The sequence below is a fragment of the Photobacterium sp. TLY01 genome, from assembly GCF_021432065.1.
GTDB lineage: Bacteria > Pseudomonadota > Gammaproteobacteria > Enterobacterales > Vibrionaceae > Photobacterium > Photobacterium halotolerans_A.
In genome coordinates, this window is record NZ_CP090364.1 from 897,932 (window position 1) to 918,596 (window position 20,665).

Consider the following 20,665-nt stretch of genomic DNA (forward strand, 5'->3'; position numbering starts at 1 on the left):
ATTAAATAACAATGCCGTTACAATCAGTGTGGTCTGACCTCTACCATAATGATAAGGAGCCGCGATGACACGTCGCCAGAATCTCACGACCCAACAGGGTGAACGCATCGCTGTTGTCACCGGATTACGAACCCCTTTTGCCCGCCAGGCCACAGCCTTTAACGGTGTGCCCGCACTGGATTTAGGCAAAATGGTGGTCAATGAAATGCTGCAAAAGATTGATTTTGATCCCGCTTTGATTGAACAGGTGGTGTTTGGTCAGGTCGTGCAGATGCCTGAAGCGCCGAATATTGCCCGTGAAATTGTGCTGGGCACGGGGATGAATATCCACACGGATGCTTACAGTGTGACCCGGGCGTGTGCAACGAGTTTCCAGGCAGCGGCCAATGTGGCTGAAAGTATCATCTCTGGCACAATTGATATCGGGATCGCCGGTGGTGCCGATTCCTCATCAGTTTTACCTATAGGCGTGTCGAAAAAGCTGGCAGCCACATTACTGGCGCTCAGCAAAGCGAAAACCATGAGCAAAAAAATGGGCCTGCTCAGTAAGCTCAGCCTGAAAGATTTAATGCCGGTTCCGCCTGCGGTTGCCGAATACTCAACAGGCCTGAGTATGGGCCAGACGGCGGAGCAAATGGCAAAAACACACGGAATCAGCCGTGAAGAGCAGGATGCGCTGGCTCACCGTTCTCACAGCCTGGCAGCCCAAGCATGGCGGGATGGGTTGATTCAGGGGGAGGTGATCACCGCTTTCCCTGAACCCTATCGTCAGTGGATCGATAAAGACAACAATATTCGCGAAGATTCCTCGGTAGAAGGCTACGCTAAACTGCGTCCGGCTTTTGACCGTAAATTCGGCACAGTCACGGCGGCGAACAGCACGCCGCTGACCGACGGCGGCGCAGCGGTATTGCTGATGCGCGAAGGGCGGGCAAAAGAGCTGGGCCTGAAACCGCTGGGCTATATTCGTTCTTATGCCTTTTCTGCGATAGGGGTTGAGCAGGACATGCTGATGGGCCCATCGTATGCGACACCGCTGGCACTGGACCGTGCCGGCCTGACACTCTCCGATCTGACGCTGATTGAAATGCACGAGGCATTTGCCGCGCAGACCCTGGCGAATGTGAAAATGTTTGCTTCCAAGAAGTTTGCGCAGGAAAAACTCGGCCGCAGTGATGCAATTGGCGAGATCGACATGGATAAATTCAATGTCCTGGGTGGCTCGCTTGCTTATGGTCACCCCTTTGCCGCAACCGGCGCACGGATGATCACACAAACGTTGCGCGAGCTTCAGCGGCGCGGTGGCGGTCTGGCACTCAATACTGCCTGCGCCGCCGGCGGTTTGGGTGCTGCCATGATCCTGGAGACTGAATAATGACGGATGTAACCATGACTGAACAGAATAATACTGAACATACTGTTGAGCAGGCGCAATCAGCCTTCAGCCTGAGCTACGGCGAGAATGGTCTTGCCTGGCTGAAAATTGATGTGCCGGGGGAGAAAATGAATACTCTCCAGGCCGCCTTTGCCGCTCAGGTCGGCAGCGTGCTGGACGAGCTGGAAGCGAAAAAAGCAGACATCAAAGGCTTGGTGGTGTATTCCGGCAAGCCGGATAACTTTGTGGCCGGGGCGGATATTCGCATGCTGGCAGCCTGTACCACGGCCAAAGAAGCCGAGCAGCTGGCGACGCAGGGGCAGCAGATGTTCCAGCGCATTGAAGCGCTGCCGTTTCATGTGGTCGCCGCCATTCACGGTCCGTGCCTGGGCGGCGGTCTCGAACTGGCGCTGGCGTGTCATAGCCGGGTATGTAGCGATGCCGACGCCACCAAACTGGGCCTGCCCGAAGTTCAGCTTGGTTTACTGCCAGGCTCAGGCGGTACACAGCGCCTGCCGCGCCTGATTGGTGTCGCCAATTCACTCGATATGATCCTGACCGGTAAACAGCTGCGCGCCAAAAAAGCGAAGAAACTGGGCGTGGTGGATGAGTGTGTGCCGGAAAGTATTTTGCTCAAAGTGGCAGAAACACTGGCCCTGAAAGGCAAGCCGGTACGTAAGCACAGTTTCCAGGACTGGGCGATGGGCGGTAATCCTGTCGGTCGCGGTCTGGTGTTTGATCAGGCCCGTAAGAAAACACGGGAAAAAACCCGTGGCAATTATCCGGCGGCGGAAGCCATTTTAGATGTCATCAAATATGGCTTACAGCACGGTATGGTCAAAGGGCTCAAAGAAGAGGCACGTCGGTTCGGCGAGCTGGTGATGACTGCCGAGTCGGCCTCACTGCGCAGTATCTTTTTTGCCACCACTGCCATGAAGAAAGAAACCGGTGCTGGTGAGGATGTCAAACCGGCCGAGGTGAAGCGTGTCGCTGTGCTGGGTGGTGGACTCATGGGGGGCGGCATCAGTCATGTGACCGCATCAAAAGCCGGCTTGCCGGTCAAAGTGAAAGACATCGCCAACGATGGCATTCTGAATGCACTGGCGTATAACTACAAGCTGCTGGATAAAAAGCGGAAGCGCAAAATTATCAGTAAAGCTGAGTTGCAAAAACAAATGCTGATGATCAACGGCGGTGTGGATTATCAGGGCTTTGATAAAGCCGATGTGGTGATTGAGGCGGTCTTTGAAGATCTCAGCCTGAAGCATCAGATGGTGAAAGAAGTAGAAACTCACGCCAGACCCGACACCATTTTTGCCACCAATACGTCCTCGCTGCCGATCAATCAGATCGCTTCGGCTGCTGAGCGTCCTGAGCTGGTGGTCGGCTTGCATTACTTCAGCCCGGTCGAAAAAATGCCGCTGGTAGAAGTGATCCCCCATGCCGGGACCTCGGCGCAAACGGTCGCGACCGTGGTGAAGCTGGCGAAAAAGCAGGGCAAAACCCCGATTGTGGTTGCCGATAAAGCCGGCTTTTATGTCAACCGTATTCTGGCGCCGTATATGAATGAAGCCGCGCTGGCTCTGCTGGGCGGAGAGCCGGTAGAACATATTGATAACGCGCTGCTGGACTTTGGTTTCCCGGTCGGACCGATCACTTTGCTGGATGAAGTGGGCGTGGACATCGGCGCCAAAATCAGTCCGATTCTGGAAAAAGAGCTGGGCGATCGATTCAAGAGCCCGGATGTTTTCGACATCTTACTGAAAGATGGCCGCAAAGGCCGTAAGTCTGGCAAAGGTTTCTATCTGTACAACGGTAAGAAAAAAGGGGTTGATAAAAGCGTTTATAAACTGCTGCAGCTCAATCCTGCGCGCAAAGCATCAGGCCACGACATTGCAATCCGCTGTACACTCATGATGTTGAATGAAGCGGCCCGTTGTCTGGATGAAGGTGTGGTTCACAGCGCCCGTGACGGCGATATTGGCGCCATCTTCGGCATCGGCTTCCCGCCGTTCCTGGGCGGTCCGTTCCGTTATATGGATCAGCTCGGAGCCAAGCGTGTCGTTGAGTTACTCAATGAGCATGTGAACAAATACGGTGATCGCTTCCGCCCTTGCGAGCGTCTGTTGCAGATGGCGCAGGATGAGCAGCGTTTCTACGACTGATACCCAGCCAAAGAATGCATCAATCAAAGGCCTGCTTAGCAGGCCTTTCTCGTTAGAGGGAGTTGGAGATGGAACAGAATTTTGTGAGCAGATGCAAGGTTAAGTCGTTAAGTGATTTTGTGCTGTTTTAACCCTTGCTGCACGTTGATGCCCAGGCGAAAGCGGCGGTAGAGGCTTTTCGGGCGAACTAAGTGCAGCAGCAGGATGACCGAGCCAGCCACCATCAGTGGATTAAAGCCAATCCACAACATAAACGTCAGTGAGCATACGGCGATCACTGTGAGCAGACACAGCATGCTGTCTGGCTGGCGGGGATGAATCGCCTTCATACAGGAGCGGCAGAACAGCTGGCTGTGTAAGCTCTGGTTTTTCGCCGTAATAGACTGACGGCAGATCGAACAGGCGTGTGACATAACAGGTTCCTGAACATAGTTCTGAGAAATGATGCTTATTCGACCTCACGGCTTCTTGCATCACTTTCCGATGCAGACGGCCAGCCTGAGGCTGTACTTTTTGATTTGTTAATCTAGTTAATCGACTGACAGAAAAAGGAAAATTAGGCGTGATGTCAAAAGTGGAATCGTGATTCCACTTTTGACGGTTTGACTATGCACACAGTCACCCCTGAGCAGGAAACTCAGGGGAGGGGTTATTGGGCGTGACGCTGAAAATGGCTTACGGAGGCAATCGGCTCACCGACTTCCAGCGGAGTCAGATTCAGGTGGGCACCGCCTTGATAATACATCACCAGCCGGTTTGCGGTTCTGGGTTTAATGTCTTCGACCAGAAAGCGGACGAGCTCAGCACGGGACAACGCGGCCATTTCACGGGCAATTTTCTGTCTTTGGTCGAAATGATCATCTTTGTGACCGATACTGACCCAATAGCGCTGAGCTCGTGCGCGCAAATTGGTGTCCGGCTCGGATAGCTGAGCAATCAGCCCTTGTTTGCTGGCTTGCCACTGGCTCTCATTGAGCTCTAGCAGCACCAGTGCAAACGCATTGGTGAATTCATCAATGGCTTCGAGCAGTTGCAGAGGGCCGGCCACCGGCGACTGAATATACAGCAGCAGGCCCGGATAGCGGTTCAGTGGCAGATTCGCAGTACCAACCATATAGCCCAGCTGTTGTTCGGTTCGCAGCTCGTGGAAGAAAGTCGTCGACATCAGATGATTGGCCAGGGTGTAGGTGGCAATTTCTTTGGGCGACTGTTCCCGCGACTGGTAGTAAATCAGGATGGCGGAATCGGCATGGCCGCAATCGACCTCATAGCGCAGTGTGCCGCATTCCCCCAGATGGACCAGTGGCCGCTGTGCTTCACCATAGAGCTGATCGGTGACCCGAAACGCGTCTTTCAGCACCTCGGCCAGTGCCAGCGCATCGTCTTTGCGCCAGTCGCCATAGACGAAAGTATCGATGTGCAGTTCGGCAAACATGGCTTCAACAAAACCGGGCAATTCCTCCACTGCAACGGTTTCCAACTCTTTGATCATGGCCGGGTAGGGCGGGTTATTCGGTTGCAGCAGACCTGTCAGCTGATTAAACAACTGAGAAATCGGCTTATCTTCTGCAGCATTGCGCCAGTTACGCAGCATCTGTGCTTTGATGCTGTTAAACCGGTCGATATTGAACGTGCGGCCGGAGAATTTTTCCAGCAGCAGTTTGAGCAGCAATGGCTGCTTCTCGCTGAAACCGGATAACTGGAGTGTTACCCCGCCCTGATGGGCGTACAGGTTATAGGCCATCCCCGCCACTTCTGCCGGGTAGGCCACTTCGTTGCAGGATTCCATCAGCATTTCGACACACAGGCGCGTCTTGACGATATTGCGCACAGAGCTCACCGCGTGCGGGCTGTCGATAGCGACATAAACCAGGCCTTTGGGTACTCTGAACTCATGTTCTTGCATAAACCACAGCCTGAACCCTGGCAGATCCTGAATTAACTGAGGTATCGCTTCTTGTTCATCGGTCAGCGGGTGAGGATCCAGACGCTGGCACAGGTATGGATTCTGCTCAGGCAGCAAGAGTGCCGGGTTGTCGCCTGGCTCAGCCCAGGCACTGAGCTGTGCTTCAGTAAAGGGCGTGACCGAATAAGGGGTGTGATACCAGTCGGCCACCCGATCGTGCTTTTGACCCTTAGCAACCAGCGTCAGGCGCAGGTTATCCGGACGAAAATAGCTGAGCACCTCTTTGAGCAGTGCTTCATCGTACTGGCTCATCATGTAATCGCCGTAGACGATATCTTCCGGCGCATAGTGCAGCAGGTTCATCACCAGATAGCTGACGGTATCAAGCGGCCTGCTTTTTTCCTGATAGCGGAATGCCTGCTCCAGCACGGCTTTTTTTTCCAGGTAGCGCCACTCGGCCAGCCCTTGTTGGGTAATGAGCCGGATGTACTGGAAAATGGTGGTGACGATATGATCAACACGTTTCAGGCCATTGGGGGTCAGGTTCAGACCGATAGTAAATTCCCGGAAATTACTGCCGCTGATCCCGCCGCCCGCCGCCAGGGTATTGATCAAACCTTCGCTTTTGAGGACTGACATCAGGCTGCCTGTACCTTCATTGCCCAGTAAATGCGCCAGATACGATAATGGCTTGCTGCGATAATGGGCATCCATGGGGGGCAGGGAAAAAGACAGCGTGAGTTTGCGCACTTCTTTAATCGGTTCAATCGCAATAAAACAGGCGTTTTCTCTGTCTGTTACCAGAGGAACATCGATCGCAGGTTTGTCTTTGCCCGAGTTGGGGATCGCCCCAAAGAACTGCTCGGCATAGGTCGTCAGTTCTTCCAGCGACTGCGGCCCCTGCAGCACCAGGCCCATCTGATTGGCAGAATAATGCTGCTGGTAGAAAGCAATCAGTTCATCGCGAACCGGGTTATCCGGCCTGTCTTCCAGGGTGGTGATATCGCCCACGGAAAACTTAGCAAACGGGTGCTCAGGGTTAATGGTTTCTTTGTGAACCTGGTAAAGACGGCGCACATCGTCTTTGAGCTTGAGTTTGTATTCAGAATCGACCGCCTGGCGTTCCTTGTCGACTGCATCAGCATTGAACAAGGGAGCAATAAAAAATTGGCCGAAACGTTCCAGACCGGCAGCAAATGCTGGTGGGGCGATGTCAAAAAAATAGGTAGTGTTTTCTGTGCCGGTCCAGGCATTGTTACTGCCGCCGTACTGGTTTACGAAGGACTGGAATTCACCCGGATTCGGGAATTTTTCCGTCCCCAGAAAGAGCATGTGCTCAAGAAAGTGTGCCATTCCCTGACGATCCAGAGGATCATCAAAGTGGCCGATGCCGACAGAGAGCGCTGCTGCAGCCCGGGGTGCCGTGTGATCATGAACCAGCAAGACCCTGAGTTGATTGCCCAGTGTCAGATAGCGGTACTCTTTGGGATCGTTCGGACTTTTGAACACAGGAAGCGCCTATATTTACAGGGAATTAGGGTAATTATGACGCCCATTAATGGCACTGGCAAATTCTGTCTGGCAAGGATGTGTGACTGTGTGCCAGTAAAAAGAGCGATTCAGCCGTCACGCTTTCACATTGCGTAATCGGAAATGGCTACCCGGTCTGTGCCAGCCTTTGCTAGCATAACGACAGAAACGCGCAATCGGATTGGAGACTATGCGAATTTTTATCATGCGTCATGGCGAAGCACAGCATTTTGCCCCAAGTGACGCGGAGCGCCCCCTGACCGCTCAGGGGAAGATGTATTCCCGGCAGATGGCCAAGCAGTTAGCGAGCCACCTGGACGAACAGTTGGATCTGGTATGGGTCAGTCCGTATCTGCGCGCTCAGCAAACCTGGCAGGCGATGTCGGAAGAACTGCCTGTACCAAAGACTCTGATGACGGTCGATGATATCACGCCTTACGGTGACGCCAGTCAGGTCGCGGATTACCTCAAAGCCGTGATTGCGCTGGAGAAGCCGAAAACGGTTCTGCTGGTGTCGCATTTACCGCTGGTGGGCTATCTGAGCGCCGAACTGGTGCCGGGATTACAGCCCCTGATGTTCCGAACTTCATCCATTGCCGCGGTGGATTTTCATCCTGAGGGTGAACCGTCCGCCTTATTATGGCAGGAGAACCCTGTCGAAGCTGTCCAGCCCAATCACCATTGATGGACTGCGGGACGCAGTTTTACTTTGCCAGCCTGTCCTGATCCGGCAGGTCTGGTACAATGCACAACAAAAATAAAGACTGATAAATAAAGTGGTTATGAGAAAGATTGCATTCGTATTGCTGGGCTGTCTGGGACTGACGGCCTGCGTAACAAACATGGTGAAGCCCAACATTGTGGCCAACGGGGCGATCAAGTGGGCCAATGGCGTGAGAGAAGAAATGAACATTTCTCAAACCGGCAGCACCTTAACATTTCTGACGCCGGCTTCAATGCTGAATCCGGGTGGTATCACCATCTTTTCCCGAATCGACAGTGCCCGTAACGGCAACTGTGAGCACTATTACAATGAAGGCTCGGTCAAAGTCAGAATGCAGGTCTGCGATACCGGCGAAGTGACCCTGATCCAGGACGGCCAGGTGGTGAACGTCGGTTCATTGTCTCAGGCTGTGTATTGATCAGATAAAAGCAGCACTGCTGAGCGAGGCGTCAGGCGCAGTTGCCTGACACGCTTTCGTTTCGGGGGGGAAGTTGCTTTACCGCTCGGGCACTTCAATCAGCACTAACAGGGCGCCGGCGCCACCAAACTCCAGCGGCGCCTGGTGAAATGCCATCACATCCGGGTGTTGTGCCAGCCAGAGCGGCGCTTTCTGCTTCAGAATATGTTTGCCGATCCCGTGCATCACACAGGCGCACGACACCCCGTCCTTAATGCAGGCTGCAATCATGGCTGCCAGTTCACGTTTGGCTTCTTTTTGTGTCATGCCATGCATATCGAGAAAAATATCCGGCACATAGACACCGCGCCGTAATTTTTTCACTTCATACTTGGAGACGCCGGATCGGGCATATTGCATCGGGCCATGTTCGCTCAGATGAGGTTCGAACTCGTCTGAGAAATAAAACTCGTGATTATGACTCTCTTTGGCACTCACATTGCGCTTATCGGTCTTCGGGCTCTGTCGGCGCGAAGTGATTATGGTATCATGCGACAACTTTTTAACGCCCTTCACTGCATCCTGAAAGAGCGAGAAATCGTCCTCTTCCAGTGCAGGGTCTTTTTTACTCATAATGAATTTCCAACTACTTTATCGCGGTATTGTAGCGCCATTTGGAGGCTATTTTGGATAAGATTTTTGTCGACGAAGCCGTCAACGAACTTCACACACTGCAGGATATGCTACGTTGGACCGTCAGCCGATTCAACGATGCCGGCCTGTTTTATGGCCACGGCACAGACAATGCCTGGGATGAAGCGGTGCAGCTGGTGCTGCCAACCCTGCACCTGCCGATAGATATTCCGGCTGACGCGCGTTTCTCGCGCCTGACCAGCAGCGAGCGCCGAACGATTGTCGAGCGCGTGGTGCGCCGGGTGACCGAGCGTACTCCTGTGTCCTACCTGACCAATAAAGCCTGGTTTTGTGGCCTGGAATTTTTTGTCGACGAGCGCGTGCTGGTGCCACGCTCACCGATTGGCGAACTGATTGATAACGGGTTCGAACCTTTCCTGACCCGTGAACCCACCCGCATCATGGACTTGTGTACCGGCAGTGGCTGTATCGGCATCGCCTGTGCCTATGCGTTCCCGGAAGCCGAAGTGGATCTGGTGGATATTTCCACCGATGCCCTGGCAGTGGCCGAGCAGAACATTCACGACCACGGTCTGGAACAGCAGGTGATCCCGCTGCATTCGGATCTGCTGCGTGACGTACCCAAAGACAAGTACGATATCATCGTATCCAACCCGCCTTATGTGGATCAGGAAGACATGGACAGTCTGCCGGAAGAATTCCGTCATGAGCCTGAACTGGGTCTGGCTGCCGGTTTTGATGGCCTGGATCTGGTGCGCCGCATTCTGGCCAATGCCCCGGATTATCTGGCAGACGACGGTATTCTGATTTGTGAAGTCGGTAACTCCATGATCCATATGGAAGAGCAGTATCCACACATCCCGTTCACCTGGCTGGAATTTGAAAACGGCGGCCACGGCGTCTTCATGATGACCCGTGAACAACTGGTCGATTGTGCGGGCGACTTCGCCGACTACAAAGACTGATTCCTGCTTCAGCGCTCTTAAATAAAACGAAACAGCCAGATTGCAATCTGGCTGTTTTTGTCTGCGATTTTTTCATCACATCCCTCTAAAAGTTGTTCTAAGCCACAGATACGACACACCAAATTCGCATAATAATGATACCTCTCCCATATCACCATATGATGCTTAATAAACCGAGCTTCACTATCTAAACCGAGGTGACTTGATTGTCAGGGGCGGTAGCGTCTTTCACAGTGAGACTCACTGGACATCGTACTGGTCGATGGAAAAGTCAGTGCTGGGCAGTGGATACAGTGTTTTATTGGTCATCCCCTTGTCTGCGAATCGACCTTGGTTACTTTCTCGGGCTAGGTGCTGAACCTTATCGTGGCCCGATCAATATCGACAATAAATAGAGCATTGCCTGATTTACCCCACCGTGGATGCTGAAATAGTATATTGTTAAATCAACACCATAGACAGATTGTGGCATGGTTGTATCTAATGATTCGGTAATCAGATTTACCAAGTGTGTAAGGTCTAGCGAGGGGGGGAGTTCATGCTATTCGTTATGTATAGTCCACCTGAGTGTTTAGCCGCGGATGGTCGAGGTAATGGGATTCGGCTTTAAATGAATACGACCCAGGTATTTATCACGAGTTTTAAAGGTTGCATTTTATGAAAAAGATTGAAGTATTTTTCGAAAAGTTACTGTGGAGCTCAAGGTTTCTGGTTCTAATTGCTGTTGTTTCTAGTCTGCTTGGCTCCTTAGTTCTTTTTCTAGTTGGTACCTTGGATATACTTGAGGTGACTAAGAAAGCATTTTATTATTATCTTGGTCGAAATGGTCATGATATACACGAGTTCATTATTACTGATATAATTATTGCCATCGATATTTATTTGGTGGCGGTTGTTCTTCTTATTTTTGGTGTTGGTTCATATAGGCTGTTTATTTCACCAATTGATGAATTGGTGGATAGTAATCTCGCACACCCTTTTAATATTCAAACATTTGATGAGCTTAAGGATAAGATTGTTCGGGTTGTCATCCTTGCAGTAATCATCGAGTTTTTCAGGGCGGTTGTGGATATTCGGTTTTCCACGCCACTGGATGCGATATACTTAGCATTGTCTGTTTTGGCACTAGCAGTATCTGTTTATCTGATGAATATAAATAATGATAAGAAGAGAGAGAACTATAATGGAAAATAAGCTGTATGAAATAATATAAAAGTTTAAGTGAGAGCATATTTTTTATTCGGTATATCTAGTTAATCAATCATATAGATTTTGTGCCATTACTGGTGCCATTGATATCAAAGTGGCACCTCAAGACAGCTTGATAATAGCATGATCTTTAGCGAACGTACGAGATTATTATTTTTTGTCCCGTAATGAGCAATGCTAAAGATTCCCACTTCGATGATAACTGACGGAATATTTTAAAAAATATTAAAGACCTTCGATTGAATGATTTTATTGGATCTGAATATTTTCTGATGTAGAGGATGTTACTCGTTATATATGAAGAAGGAGATCTTATGGCATTTTCTGATCGAGAAAGAGAGCTGCTTTTGGCTGTGAAAGGTGTTGGCCCGACTGTCATCAAAAGGTTCGAGGAAATTGGAATCAACACTCTGTCTGATTTAGCCACTTATCAGGTCGATGATATCGCTGAAATGGTGGCTTCCATGTTACGAACCACCTGCTGGAAAAATAGCCCCCAAGCCAAAGCTGCTATTGCGGCTGCCATTTTATGTGCCAAAGAAAGTGTGTAACCAGAGCGGTAGCCATACAGAGCAAGGGATTCGGGTGCAGCTGCTGGATTTTTCCGTCCTTGTTAACACTTTGTCTTGGTGATTTTCAGTGTGGATAACGAAGCTATGTTTCGCTAAATCAATACCATGAACCGAATGTGGCAGAGTGGCCTCCGGTTCGTGTGGAATCGGGTTGATCCAGTGCAGTGGGGGGAAACGTAAGATGAGTAACACATACCAAGGGTCTTGTTTATGCCGGGGCGTTCAGTTTTCTGTTAACGGTTTCAGTGAACAGGCGGCGAACTGTTATTGTTCTATGTGTCGTAAATTTCATGGTGCTGCTTTTGGAACTCTGGTTGGGGTGCCAGGGCGGGATCGCACTTTGTTAAAAACTATGATCTAATAAACGTAAACTCTTAACTAGCCTACGAAATTGAACCTTATTGAATATCTTTCTGTGGTGACAGAAAACCGCTCTGACATTAATCGAAAGCATGATCTTGTTGATGTCATCTTCCTTGTTATCAGTGCCATCACATCAGGTTGTGAAGGCTGGCAAGACATTGAAACTTATGGTGATGAGAAGCTTCACTGGTTGCGAAAGTACCGCCCGTTTACACATGGTATCCCGCGCCGACATACCATTGCTCGCATATTACGTTCGGTGGTGGCAGAGTCATTACTTGAAGCACTCGCTCTTTGGATTAATGACCAGCGAACGACTCAAAACAAGCCAGTCATCGCTTTTGATGGCAAGGTACTGCGTGGTGCCTATCGTGGCGATAAGAAAAACGCCTTACAGCTCGTCACTGCCTACGATACTGAACGTGGTTTAGTCCTTAGCCAAAAGCCAACTGAAAGCAAAAATGGTGAAATCAGTGTTGTGAGGCAACTACTTGATATAATTAATGTAAAAGGAAGTATCATCACGCTCGACGCTTTGCATTGTCAGCGCGAAACTCTCGAAAAAATTTCAGAGAAAAAAGCGCACATTGTCGTTCAAGTGAAAAACAACCAGCCAAAGCTTCGTGAAGCCGTTGTTTCTCAGTTTCAGGCGGTATTCGACGCACAAAAAGAGCAAGTTGTTACAGAAATTGTTCAAGAGCAACATGGTCGTAAAGAAGAGCGGTATGTTTTTCAGCTGAAGGCCAATTTACCCGACGATTTGAAAGAAAAGTGGCCGACGGTTCGAAGTATCATCGCCGTGGAGCGGCATCGTGTTATCAAAGGTAAAGGTAGCGTCGAAACGTCTTATTACGTGAGTTCATTGTCACCAAAGCATAAGCTTCTCGGGCATTATATTCGTCAGCATTGGCGTATAGAGAACAGCCAGCATTATGTGTTAGATGTTGTTTTAAAAGAAGATAGCTCACGAATAACCCTAGATGGTGCGGTTGAAAATATAGCGCTATTCAGGCGTTTTGTAATGAACATGCTAAAACAGTGTGACTGTGGCGCCCCAAGCCAAAAAGTAAAACTGAAAAAGGCTGCTTGGAGCGATGATTATCGGACAAGAGTTTTCTTCGGGCTATAAAGTGAGCAAAGTATGCTCCCGCCCTGGGTTGGGGTGCAGGGCTTAAACTGGCTTTCTGGCAAGCAGTTGCTGAAAGAGTTCGTTGCCCCCAATGGCACGATTCGAACCTTTTGTTCCCATTGCGGTTCCAGTTTGGGATTTCGCGTAAAAAATGCGACGCCGGATGACATTGAGCTCGCTATCTCGGCGTTTGACGGCGATATTCCCGTTCAAGTCGATGCTCAAATTTACACCGCATACAAGCCAAACTGGTGTCAATTGCATTCCAATTTACAGACGTTTTCCGAAAGTCGCGAAGATTAGGTGTGCGTGGTTGTCTGATGCGGCTTATCTTATTGCGGGTTACATGAAAATCTGGAGAGCATTGTGTTGGATAGAGAGAGCGCTAAATTTTCGTATTCGTGTATGTCCAATGCGAAATGGAGGAAACTATTTCGCGTCATTAATGACTCTCATTTAGTACTGGAAAATTGTATTTGGAAACTCGTTGGGGAGGACGAAGCAAAACATGGTTTTGTTCCCGATGACGAACAACTTGGTGAAAACTATGTTGGTGATTGTGGGGCTTTGAATGGTCCGTTTGAATTCAAGAAAATTGAGTGGCTTAAACTGCCAAATCGCGTTGGATACAAGCCATATGAAAATGCACCGACACAGTATAAAACGCAGAACCTTTCTATCATGATCGAACAGCTTAGTATGATAGGGTGCTTTGAAATTGATACTGATGCAGAAGGTGTCACAATCTACGGGTACAAGCCGTAATCAGCACATGTTGTTGGTCAAATATCTCGATGAGGGATAAACAATAAAATCAGTCTTCATCAGCCCAAACAGGGAGTCAGAAAACAATGGAAGAGATTAATTATCTGCTCATTATTGTGTCTGCTTTCGCAGCGATTGCCAGCCCGGGGCCAGCGACGTTAGCGATAGCCGGTGCCTCTATGAAGCATGGACGTTATCTGGGGTTATCGCTGGCCGCCGGCGTGCTTACCGGTTCATTGTTGTGGTCTGCTTTTGCCGCGTTTGGTCTGGCAGCCTTAATGCATACGAATGTGTGGCTTTTTGAAACGATGAGGTACTGCGGGGCGTTGTATTTGCTGTATTTAGCATGGAAGTCGTTACGATCCGCTTTTCAATCGGCTTCGTTAACACTGCCAGACAGTCAGATATCGACAGCAAAAGGCAATTACTTAAAAGGTCTGCTGATTCATCTGACGAACCCCAAAGCCGTGTTGTTTTTTGGCGCTCTGTATTCCATGGGCGTGCCAGCAGCGGCCAGACCCGCTGATCTGATCTCTGTCATTCTTGTGGTTGGTTTGGTCAGTGCATCTATTTTTCTGGGCTACGCAGCGCTTTTTTCCCGCTCAGGGATCCGGCAGCTTTACCTCAGGTCCAAAAGGGGATTTGAAAGTCTGTTTGCATTGTTTTTCGGAGCCGCCAGTTTGAAGTTGCTGCTCAGTGCGAGTGGAAAATAAGCTTTGCGGCGACATGAGCAATTGATAGGGCTTGGCTCGCAAGTCTGGTAAAATCGCCGTTCTCCAGCAATCGTGTTGATTGCCATGGCATACCTAAGACTAGGATCTATTTTGACCAATAATGATATCTTGCGTCGTGTACGCGATACCTTTGATTTTAAAAACAATACTATGATTGAAATCTTCGCGATGGCGGATTTCAGTGCAACCGAAGAACAGGTTGCGGGTTGGTTAGAAAAAGACGCTGCCGAGACCTTTATCAAGCTGACAGACACAGAATTAGCCGTGTTTCTGAATGGGCTGATCAATTTCAAACGTGGTAAGCGCGACGGTGAGCAACCCAAACCGGAAGCACACCTGAACAACAATATGGTATTCCAGAAATTACGCATTGCCCTGAATTTAAAAGCAGAAGAGATTCTTGGGATGTTGCAGACGGTTGGTGTGAGCTTAAGCAAGCATGAACTGAGTGCCTTTTTCCGCAAACCAGAAAACAAGCATTACCGGGAATGTAAAGACGACATCCTGCGTCAATTTTTATCCGCTGTTCAGCGCCAGTCAGGTGCCAACGCTAGCGGTACAGAATCCGGCGCGTAATGATAAATCCATAGCTTCCCCTGTTCTGTTCGGAACAGACTGATGATGGCGTCAAAGAATCAAGCAGAAGTATTGCTAAGCTTTCTTCTTGATTTGACGCCATTTCACCACATTGCTCCTGGCAGCCTTCAACTTTCCCACTTCTATGCTATCGTTTGCTGACGACATTCTCTTAACGTTCAGAAATAGAAAGGAAATCGAATGACAAGTCGCGTTTATGTGTTGGCTCAATTTAAACCCAAAGCAGGCAAAGAAGCCGAACTGTTTGAAGTGCTGAAAGCACTGGAACCGGATTCGCTTCGTGAGGAAGGCTGCGTGCAATACATCCTGACCCGCCAGATCGACCACCCGAGTGCGACCAGAAACGACTATCCCATCGTATTTAACGAAATCTGGGCAAGCGCTGAAGACTGGTCTGCGCATGGTCGCCGGCAACAAATTCAACACTTTTTCGAAACCCAGGTGAAAGCGGAATCAGGCTTGGTTGAAGATGCAATCGTGACGGCCTATTCCGATGAAGGGTACAACTTTGACGCCCCTGTTTACGACTAACCGCTGCGTATAGTGCTCATCTTGATTTGTGTTCACCGCAAGCGGCTCAGCGGAATGTGTGCCGCTTGCGGTGTTTTTCTCACCGCCGCCGAACCGGCCCACCTGCCGCATGACCCCGCCACACGATAGAGCGGTTGGGCTATGCTTACGGAGCAAGTCTTACGAGGCAACGCTTGCATACGTGAGGCATTGCAGAATCGTGCGGGGTTGCGGGTGCATGGCTGATGAAAACGGTGAAAAACTTTCCAGAGAACATCGACCTGAGGTGATCCGAGAGAGGCTGACAAAGCCGGCGAAGGAAAACCTTGCGTCAGATATGGTTCTCGGGGGGATTGATGGCTGCGTAACCACCTTTGCTGTGGTCTCTGGTGTTGTTGGCGCGGGCTTTTCGCCCATTGTGGCTCTGGTGCTGGGGTTTGCAAATTTGCTCGCCGATGGTTTCAGTATGGCTGTCAGCAATTATGAATCGATTAAGACTCAGGGCGAATTTATTAAAAGCCTTCGCGATCAAGAACAGGAACACATCAAAAAGATACCTGAAGGCGAAAGGGAAGAGATTCGGCAAATCTTCAAAAATAAAGGTTTCTCCGGGGAGACGCTGGAAAAAATTGTAGACACCATCAGCGCCGATCAGCAGTTATGGATTGATACCATGCTCATTGAGGAGCATGGGGTGCAAAAAACACACCGAAATCCGGTGAAGGCCGCTATTGCCACATTTACGTCGTTTGTGCTTGTTGGATCTGTGCCGTTAATACCCTTCATGATCTCCGGATTAGAACAATCCGGGCAGTTTACCTTCAGTGCCTGTCTTGCCGCGCTTATGTTCTTTTCAATTGGTGCTTTGAAAAGCCGGTTTTTTGCCAAGCCCGTCTTTCTTGCCGGAATCAGCACGCTTCTCACCGGTGGCGTCGCTGCCTCGCTGGCCTTTCTGGTCGGTTACGTTCTTCGGGAAATTTTTGGGATCGTGGCGATGTAGGGGCATTGAATCCGAACAGAGCCCCTAAAAATCTGCGTATCAACCATGGTCCTGATGTTATTTCAGTTGAGTTTGATAAGTGGACTCAATACTGCAATCGAAAAGACCGCAATAAATTAAGGTTCACGCAACGATCTGACATCATGGCCTATCAGGGATTCGATCACTGAGTGTGAACCCGAATATGTGTTGCTCATTCGGTCAGGTTGACCATTCATGATTGGTATGGCGATCCAATAAAAGAAACTTGGATGGTTTCCCGTCTGATGAAGCCAAAAAAATTCAGATATGCTCACCTTCAGTGTACTTGTTACCAAGAAGATATTCTTTTTGTAGAAGGCTTTCGTCAATTCGCTGATCGATAAAGAGAATGTTGTGATCTCGCATCTGGCATAAAAATGGGTGCAAAAATAAGCAGGAATAAATCATGAGTAACTTTATGAATGCAGGCCTTGATCCGGATAGCGGGACGCAAGAACTCATCTATATCGATCCTGAACATGGTGCGCCACGGGTTTATTACCTCAGCCCGAATCACGATGAAGCGAATTTAACTCTGGTTTGGGCCACTGCGCTGTTGAAAGCCAAAGGCAATATCAATCTGACCGGTTTTTTCAGTGCCGAACCTGGTTATGAGCGATGCCGTATCGCTTATGACCGCAGTGGTTGTTTATATCTGGTGGATGAGAAGAATCAAAAGGCAGATTTTATTTATGACTACGGCATCGATGATATCCGGGCGGTCATTCTCTCTGATGGCCGGACACTGGCTGTTTTGTTTGAACCGGAGTGGGCTGACAATCATAGCGTGGAATTCTGGCAGTTTACCGGCACCAAACTGAGCCGTTCCTATCCGATAGAGCTGGATTGTTCTGCTGAAGAAGACGAGGACAATGACGAGCCATCGGGCAATCTGTTGCCCCTGTACGAGATTCAATTTGATGACTTTCTCTTCGCGGGGCCGGATAACAGCCTGATTCTTTATGCCTGCGGTGAGCGCAGTTTTACCGACCTGAAAAGTCGTCCGCTGCAATTTCTGATGCGGATCGATCTGAACCTGCCCCAGGGGAAAGCCAGTATTCGTGTTCAGCGGCTGGAGACGCCGCCGAAGCGGTGGAACCCGGAGAGGTGCTGTATTGCCGTGGATATCAAGCGTGGTCTGCTGGCAATGCCCGGTATGGCGATTGAAACGACACCCGGTCATGACATGGGCCAGCCAGGCTATCTCCAGCAGGTCAACCTGATTGATTTGAACCGTATTCCGCCAGCAGGAGAGGCGCCGTTACCTGTGCAAGAGCTGATGTTGCGTATCCCGGTGCGTTCTTATTCAGCAGAGGATCTGGGCAGTCGTTTTGATCCGGAAAATCAAAGAGATCAGGCCGCATTGATCCAACGCATAAATAGTTTGCAGTTCAGTGAGCAGGAGGATGCCCTCTGGGTTTGCTGGCACGATCATGCCATACGCAAAACGGCCCTGGATGGCCAGTGGCGTTCTCCTGTTCTGGCCGTTGCCGATAAAGCGGACCCGGAGCGAATTCGTACGTCTCGAAGCGAGGCAAGCCTGCTGCAGGCGATGCCTTCTCCGGCCAAGCCGAGGATCCTGCTGGGTGGCTGGCATGATTTGTATACTCTGAGGTTATCGACGGAGCAGCTGGCTGCTCTGGCAATGACAAGTCCAAGTGCAGCGCTTGAGGGCTGGTCTGTGGTGCAGGAAGAGGTCTGTGACTGGGGAGATGACTGGTCTCAGCCGCACAAGCAAAGTGACGAGCAGAAACTGCATCTGGCGCTGCTGGGAAAGCGGAAAACCAGAGTTGCCGATTTCGGGTCTGAACAGGCGCTGGGGGCTGCGCTTTATTACCTGTCGCTGAAATGCAGTGATATGGCAAATTTTTGTACCGGAAATCATCTGATCCTCGCTTTTACAGACGGCAAAGAAGTCTGGAATGAAGAACAGTTTTTCAGCACAGTGATACAGCTGCCTTTTGAATCAGCTGCAGAATTGATGGCAGATATTCTGAACAGTTTTATCGCTTACGAAGGCGCTGATTATTGTTTCAGTGAAAATGAAAAACCGGCACTGGCAGATTGCGCACTGCATCTTGGCCTATCTGACAGTCGTTGGCTGCCGCTGATTAGCCGTTACCTGAATGCCATCGACCCGGATCATGAAGCGTTTTTTACCGGGGAGGGAGTCCGCCTGCTGGAATCACGTCACGGTAATAGCCCTGAATGGGACAGCTTCTATCAGTCTTTGCCTGACACGATGGCCTACCACGAAGAAGACTTTGATGATGCGGACGAAGACGAGGAGGACAATGACAATGATGCTCCCCGGCGTTCGGATGAAGAAGTACGTGCCAGCATACCTGCTGAACTGCTGGCGCAACTCGCCGTCAAAGAGCAAGAAGCCAGGGACGCTTACCAGCACCAGATTGATCGGGTAAGTGAAGCTGAGACCCAGGCGCAGATTAGCGTGCTGCTCGATGAGTGGCTGAACGAAAGCCACAAGGCTTATATTGATCCGGAGATTGCCAGTATTAATTACACCTCGCGCTTTCGTCAACGGTTCAAAACCGAAGCGCATCTGGCTCTGGAAGCTGAAATCGAAAGCTACTTTACAGACTTGATGGACAGCTTCGCCGTCTCGGAAGGCGATTATTATGATCTGGATATCAATACCTTTCTGGATGCCTTGTTTGAAAAAGCGGAGGCATTGCAATGCTGGGACGCGCTGGAGCGTTACCTGAAAGCCCAAATTCAGTGGCTGGATGAAAACAGCGAAGGGAACGCCTGGTATTTTGATCAGACAACTTATGGCAATTACGCCGCAGAAGCCTTGTTACGCCATGACGCAAGTTATGGTCCGCTTTATGCGCAATACCTGACCTCATTGCGTCTGGCTGTGCCAGAAGAAACTGTGGGTGAATTTCTGCGCGAGATCATCCCTGAGCTGGGGATCAGCGCAGACACTTATCCGATCATTCTTGCCCGTCTGACGTATGCTGAAGGCCAGTGTGGCTGGGAGGATGTTGCACATTGGTGTGAGGTGATTCCAATTCGTGACTGGCTGTATCAGAACAATAAAGTGGGTGATTTCATTGCCGTTGTTCAGGCTGATGCCGAGAGATATTGCCGCAGCGACGCGGATGCCAAAGAGCGTGTTGATGCGGTCAAAGAGATGCTGAACATTGAGGATCCTGCTCAGCAGGCACTCCTGAGAGAACATTCCCAGGCTGAGTTATTACAATCACTGTATCTGCAGCGCGATGAACTTTATCAGCAGGAACTCAGCCGGATTGCCGCGATTGACTCTCCAAAGGCGATGGCAGCAGCGCTGAGCCGCTGGCAGGAAGAGCTTCGTCATCCTGATGCGCGTGTCTCACTGGATCCTCTGTGTTACGACTACGAAAAACGGTTTGAACTGCGATTCATGGGACAGGAGATCCGCCAGTTGGAGCAATCCATGGATAAAAGCCTGCTCGAACAGCTCGATCTGAAAAAGCCGCGTGTTTATGGCGAGGCGATATCGTACTGCCTGTTTGACAAAGCCAAAGCGTTGGGTGCCTGGGAGGTGCTGGAAGCCTATCTGAAAGATCAAATCCGCTGGTATCAGGACAATCAGGTCAGTTCAGCGTTTTACATCGAAGAGCTGCCTTATGGTCATTATGCCGCCGGTATGCTGGCCGAAGCACACAGCCGTTACATTCCGCTCTATGTTGAATACCTGAAAGCCTTGTCTGTCATCACTGAGTACAAAGGGACCGGAGAGCAAATTGATGATCTGTTTGATCACTATTGCCGATACAAAGAGGGGATTCACGGCGGCTTTGAGGTTTTCCTGCCGGTGATACAAGCCAGACTGACTCATGCGCGGGGCGAGTGCTGGGCGGAGAGTGTCCGAGACTGGTATGAGGATTATGGGTTAGCCGAATGGCTGGATAGCAACCGGAAAGCTGCAGAAAAGTTGCGCGAACAGGTTCAATATGAACTGATGCAGCAGGGGTATGATCAGGATGATATCAACAGTACCCTGGCGTTAATCGGCCAATCCGGTTGATGGTAATTCTCCG

General features: G+C 50.1%; 18 protein-coding genes. 15 read left to right on the plus strand and 3 right to left on the minus strand.

Annotated features, from left to right (window positions below; all coding sequences use genetic code 11):
* Positions 1-64 precede the first annotated feature (64 nt).
* Together fadI and fadJ are read left to right on the plus strand one after the other, a co-directional pair.
* Positions 65-1,375: an acetyl-CoA C-acyltransferase FadI gene (gene fadI, locus LN341_RS04515; protein ID WP_027253975.1), complete on the plus strand. Its 1,311-nt coding sequence runs from the start codon at positions 65-67 to the stop codon at positions 1,373-1,375.
* A 14-nt stretch (positions 1,376-1,389) separates the two neighbouring features.
* Positions 1,390-3,540, plus strand: a complete 2,151-nt coding sequence (fadJ, locus tag LN341_RS04520; RefSeq protein ID WP_370643731.1) for a fatty acid oxidation complex subunit alpha FadJ — start codon at positions 1,390-1,392, stop codon at positions 3,538-3,540.
* Positions 3,541-3,647: 107 nt separating this feature from the next.
* Here fadJ and LN341_RS04525 read toward each other — a convergent pair whose 3' ends face one another.
* On the minus strand, positions 3,648-3,953 hold the full coding sequence (locus LN341_RS04525) for a hypothetical protein (protein WP_234204129.1): 306 nt from the start codon (positions 3,951-3,953) through the stop codon (positions 3,648-3,650).
* Between the two features lie 236 nt (positions 3,954-4,189).
* Entirely contained in the window at positions 4,190-6,955 is a 2,766-nt protein-coding gene (locus tag LN341_RS04530; RefSeq protein WP_234204130.1) for an insulinase family protein, read from the minus strand.
* Positions 6,956-7,166: 211 nt separating this feature from the next.
* Here LN341_RS04530 and sixA point away from each other — a divergent pair, with 211 nt between their 5' ends.
* A complete protein-coding gene (gene sixA, locus LN341_RS04535; RefSeq protein ID WP_046219492.1) occupies positions 7,167-7,661 on the plus strand; it encodes a phosphohistidine phosphatase SixA in 495 nt (164 codons plus the stop codon).
* Between the two features lie 97 nt (positions 7,662-7,758).
* Positions 7,759-8,118: a hypothetical protein gene (locus LN341_RS04540; protein ID WP_234204131.1), complete on the plus strand. Its 360-nt coding sequence runs from the start codon at positions 7,759-7,761 to the stop codon at positions 8,116-8,118.
* Between the two features lie 78 nt (positions 8,119-8,196).
* On the opposite strand, the gene smrB is transcribed toward LN341_RS04540, so the two are convergent.
* Positions 8,197-8,730: an endonuclease SmrB gene (smrB, locus tag LN341_RS04545; RefSeq protein ID WP_027253981.1), complete on the minus strand. Its 534-nt coding sequence runs from the start codon at positions 8,728-8,730 to the stop codon at positions 8,197-8,199.
* 53 nt (positions 8,731-8,783) lie between these two features.
* Between smrB and prmB the strand changes: the two genes are divergently transcribed.
* From prmB to LN341_RS04600, 11 genes are all read left to right on the plus strand, one after another.
* Positions 8,784-9,716, plus strand: coding sequence for a 50S ribosomal protein L3 N(5)-glutamine methyltransferase (gene prmB / locus LN341_RS04550; RefSeq protein WP_046219491.1), 933 nt, complete (start codon positions 8,784-8,786; stop codon positions 9,714-9,716).
* A 657-nt stretch (positions 9,717-10,373) separates the two neighbouring features.
* On the plus strand, positions 10,374-10,910 hold the full coding sequence (locus tag LN341_RS04555; RefSeq protein WP_234204132.1) for a YqhA family protein: 537 nt from the start codon (positions 10,374-10,376) through the stop codon (positions 10,908-10,910).
* Between the two features lie 329 nt (positions 10,911-11,239).
* The gene (locus LN341_RS04560) at positions 11,240-11,476 is read left to right on the plus strand and encodes a helix-hairpin-helix domain-containing protein (protein ID WP_218383717.1); all 237 of its coding nucleotides are present in this window, start codon (positions 11,240-11,242) and stop codon (positions 11,474-11,476) included.
* Positions 11,477-11,888: 412 nt separating this feature from the next.
* Positions 11,889-12,989, plus strand: a complete 1,101-nt coding sequence (locus LN341_RS04565) for an ISAs1 family transposase (RefSeq protein WP_234204133.1) — start codon at positions 11,889-11,891, stop codon at positions 12,987-12,989.
* A 12-nt stretch (positions 12,990-13,001) separates the two neighbouring features.
* Positions 13,002-13,292 carry a GFA family protein gene (locus LN341_RS04570; protein ID WP_234204134.1) on the plus strand — a complete coding sequence of 97 codons (291 nt, stop codon included), beginning with the start codon at positions 13,002-13,004 and terminating at the stop codon, positions 13,290-13,292.
* 63 nt (positions 13,293-13,355) lie between these two features.
* A complete protein-coding gene (locus LN341_RS04575) occupies positions 13,356-13,754 on the plus strand; it encodes a DUF6678 family protein (protein WP_234204135.1) in 399 nt (132 codons plus the stop codon).
* A gap of 86 nt (positions 13,755-13,840) precedes the next feature.
* A complete protein-coding gene (locus LN341_RS04580) occupies positions 13,841-14,467 on the plus strand; it encodes a LysE family translocator (RefSeq protein ID WP_234204136.1) in 627 nt (208 codons plus the stop codon).
* 111 nt (positions 14,468-14,578) lie between these two features.
* On the plus strand, positions 14,579-15,064 hold the full coding sequence (locus LN341_RS04585; protein ID WP_234204137.1) for a DUF1456 family protein: 486 nt from the start codon (positions 14,579-14,581) through the stop codon (positions 15,062-15,064).
* 201 nt (positions 15,065-15,265) lie between these two features.
* A complete protein-coding gene (locus tag LN341_RS04590; RefSeq protein ID WP_234204138.1) occupies positions 15,266-15,616 on the plus strand; it encodes a putative quinol monooxygenase in 351 nt (116 codons plus the stop codon).
* Between the two features lie 217 nt (positions 15,617-15,833).
* A complete protein-coding gene (locus LN341_RS04595; protein WP_234204139.1) occupies positions 15,834-16,595 on the plus strand; it encodes a VIT1/CCC1 transporter family protein in 762 nt (253 codons plus the stop codon).
* Positions 16,596-17,022: 427 nt separating this feature from the next.
* Positions 17,023-20,652, plus strand: coding sequence for a hypothetical protein (locus tag LN341_RS04600; RefSeq protein ID WP_234204140.1), 3,630 nt, complete (start codon positions 17,023-17,025; stop codon positions 20,650-20,652).
* Positions 20,653-20,665 lie beyond the last annotated feature (13 nt).

Bases quoted from the DNA above. Each gene is read 5' to 3' on its own strand.
- LN341_RS04560 (WP_218383717.1), top strand. From the start codon at position 11,240: ATGGCATTTTCTGATCGAGAAAGAGAGCTGCTTTTGGCTGTGAAAGGT.
- LN341_RS04590 (WP_234204138.1), top strand. From the start codon at position 15,266: ATGACAAGTCGCGTTTATGTGTTGGCTCAATTTAAACCCAAAGCAGGC.
- LN341_RS04600 (WP_234204140.1), top strand. From the start codon at position 17,023: ATGAGTAACTTTATGAATGCAGGCCTTGATCCGGATAGCGGGACGCAA.
- LN341_RS04540 (WP_234204131.1), top strand. From the start codon at position 7,759: ATGAGAAAGATTGCATTCGTATTGCTGGGCTGTCTGGGACTGACGGCC.
- LN341_RS04595 (WP_234204139.1), top strand. From the start codon at position 15,834: ATGGCTGATGAAAACGGTGAAAAACTTTCCAGAGAACATCGACCTGAG.
- LN341_RS04570 (WP_234204134.1), top strand. From the start codon at position 13,002: ATGCTCCCGCCCTGGGTTGGGGTGCAGGGCTTAAACTGGCTTTCTGGC.
- LN341_RS04525 (WP_234204129.1), bottom strand. From the start codon at position 3,953: ATGTCACACGCCTGTTCGATCTGCCGTCAGTCTATTACGGCGAAAAAC.
- fadI (WP_027253975.1), top strand. From the start codon at position 65: ATGACACGTCGCCAGAATCTCACGACCCAACAGGGTGAACGCATCGCT.
- LN341_RS04555 (WP_234204132.1), top strand. From the start codon at position 10,374: ATGAAAAAGATTGAAGTATTTTTCGAAAAGTTACTGTGGAGCTCAAGG.
- fadJ (WP_370643731.1), top strand. From the start codon at position 1,390: ATGACTGAACAGAATAATACTGAACATACTGTTGAGCAGGCGCAATCA.
- LN341_RS04580 (WP_234204136.1), top strand. From the start codon at position 13,841: ATGGAAGAGATTAATTATCTGCTCATTATTGTGTCTGCTTTCGCAGCG.
- sixA (WP_046219492.1), top strand. From the start codon at position 7,167: ATGCGAATTTTTATCATGCGTCATGGCGAAGCACAGCATTTTGCCCCA.
- smrB (WP_027253981.1), bottom strand. From the start codon at position 8,730: ATGAGTAAAAAAGACCCTGCACTGGAAGAGGACGATTTCTCGCTCTTT.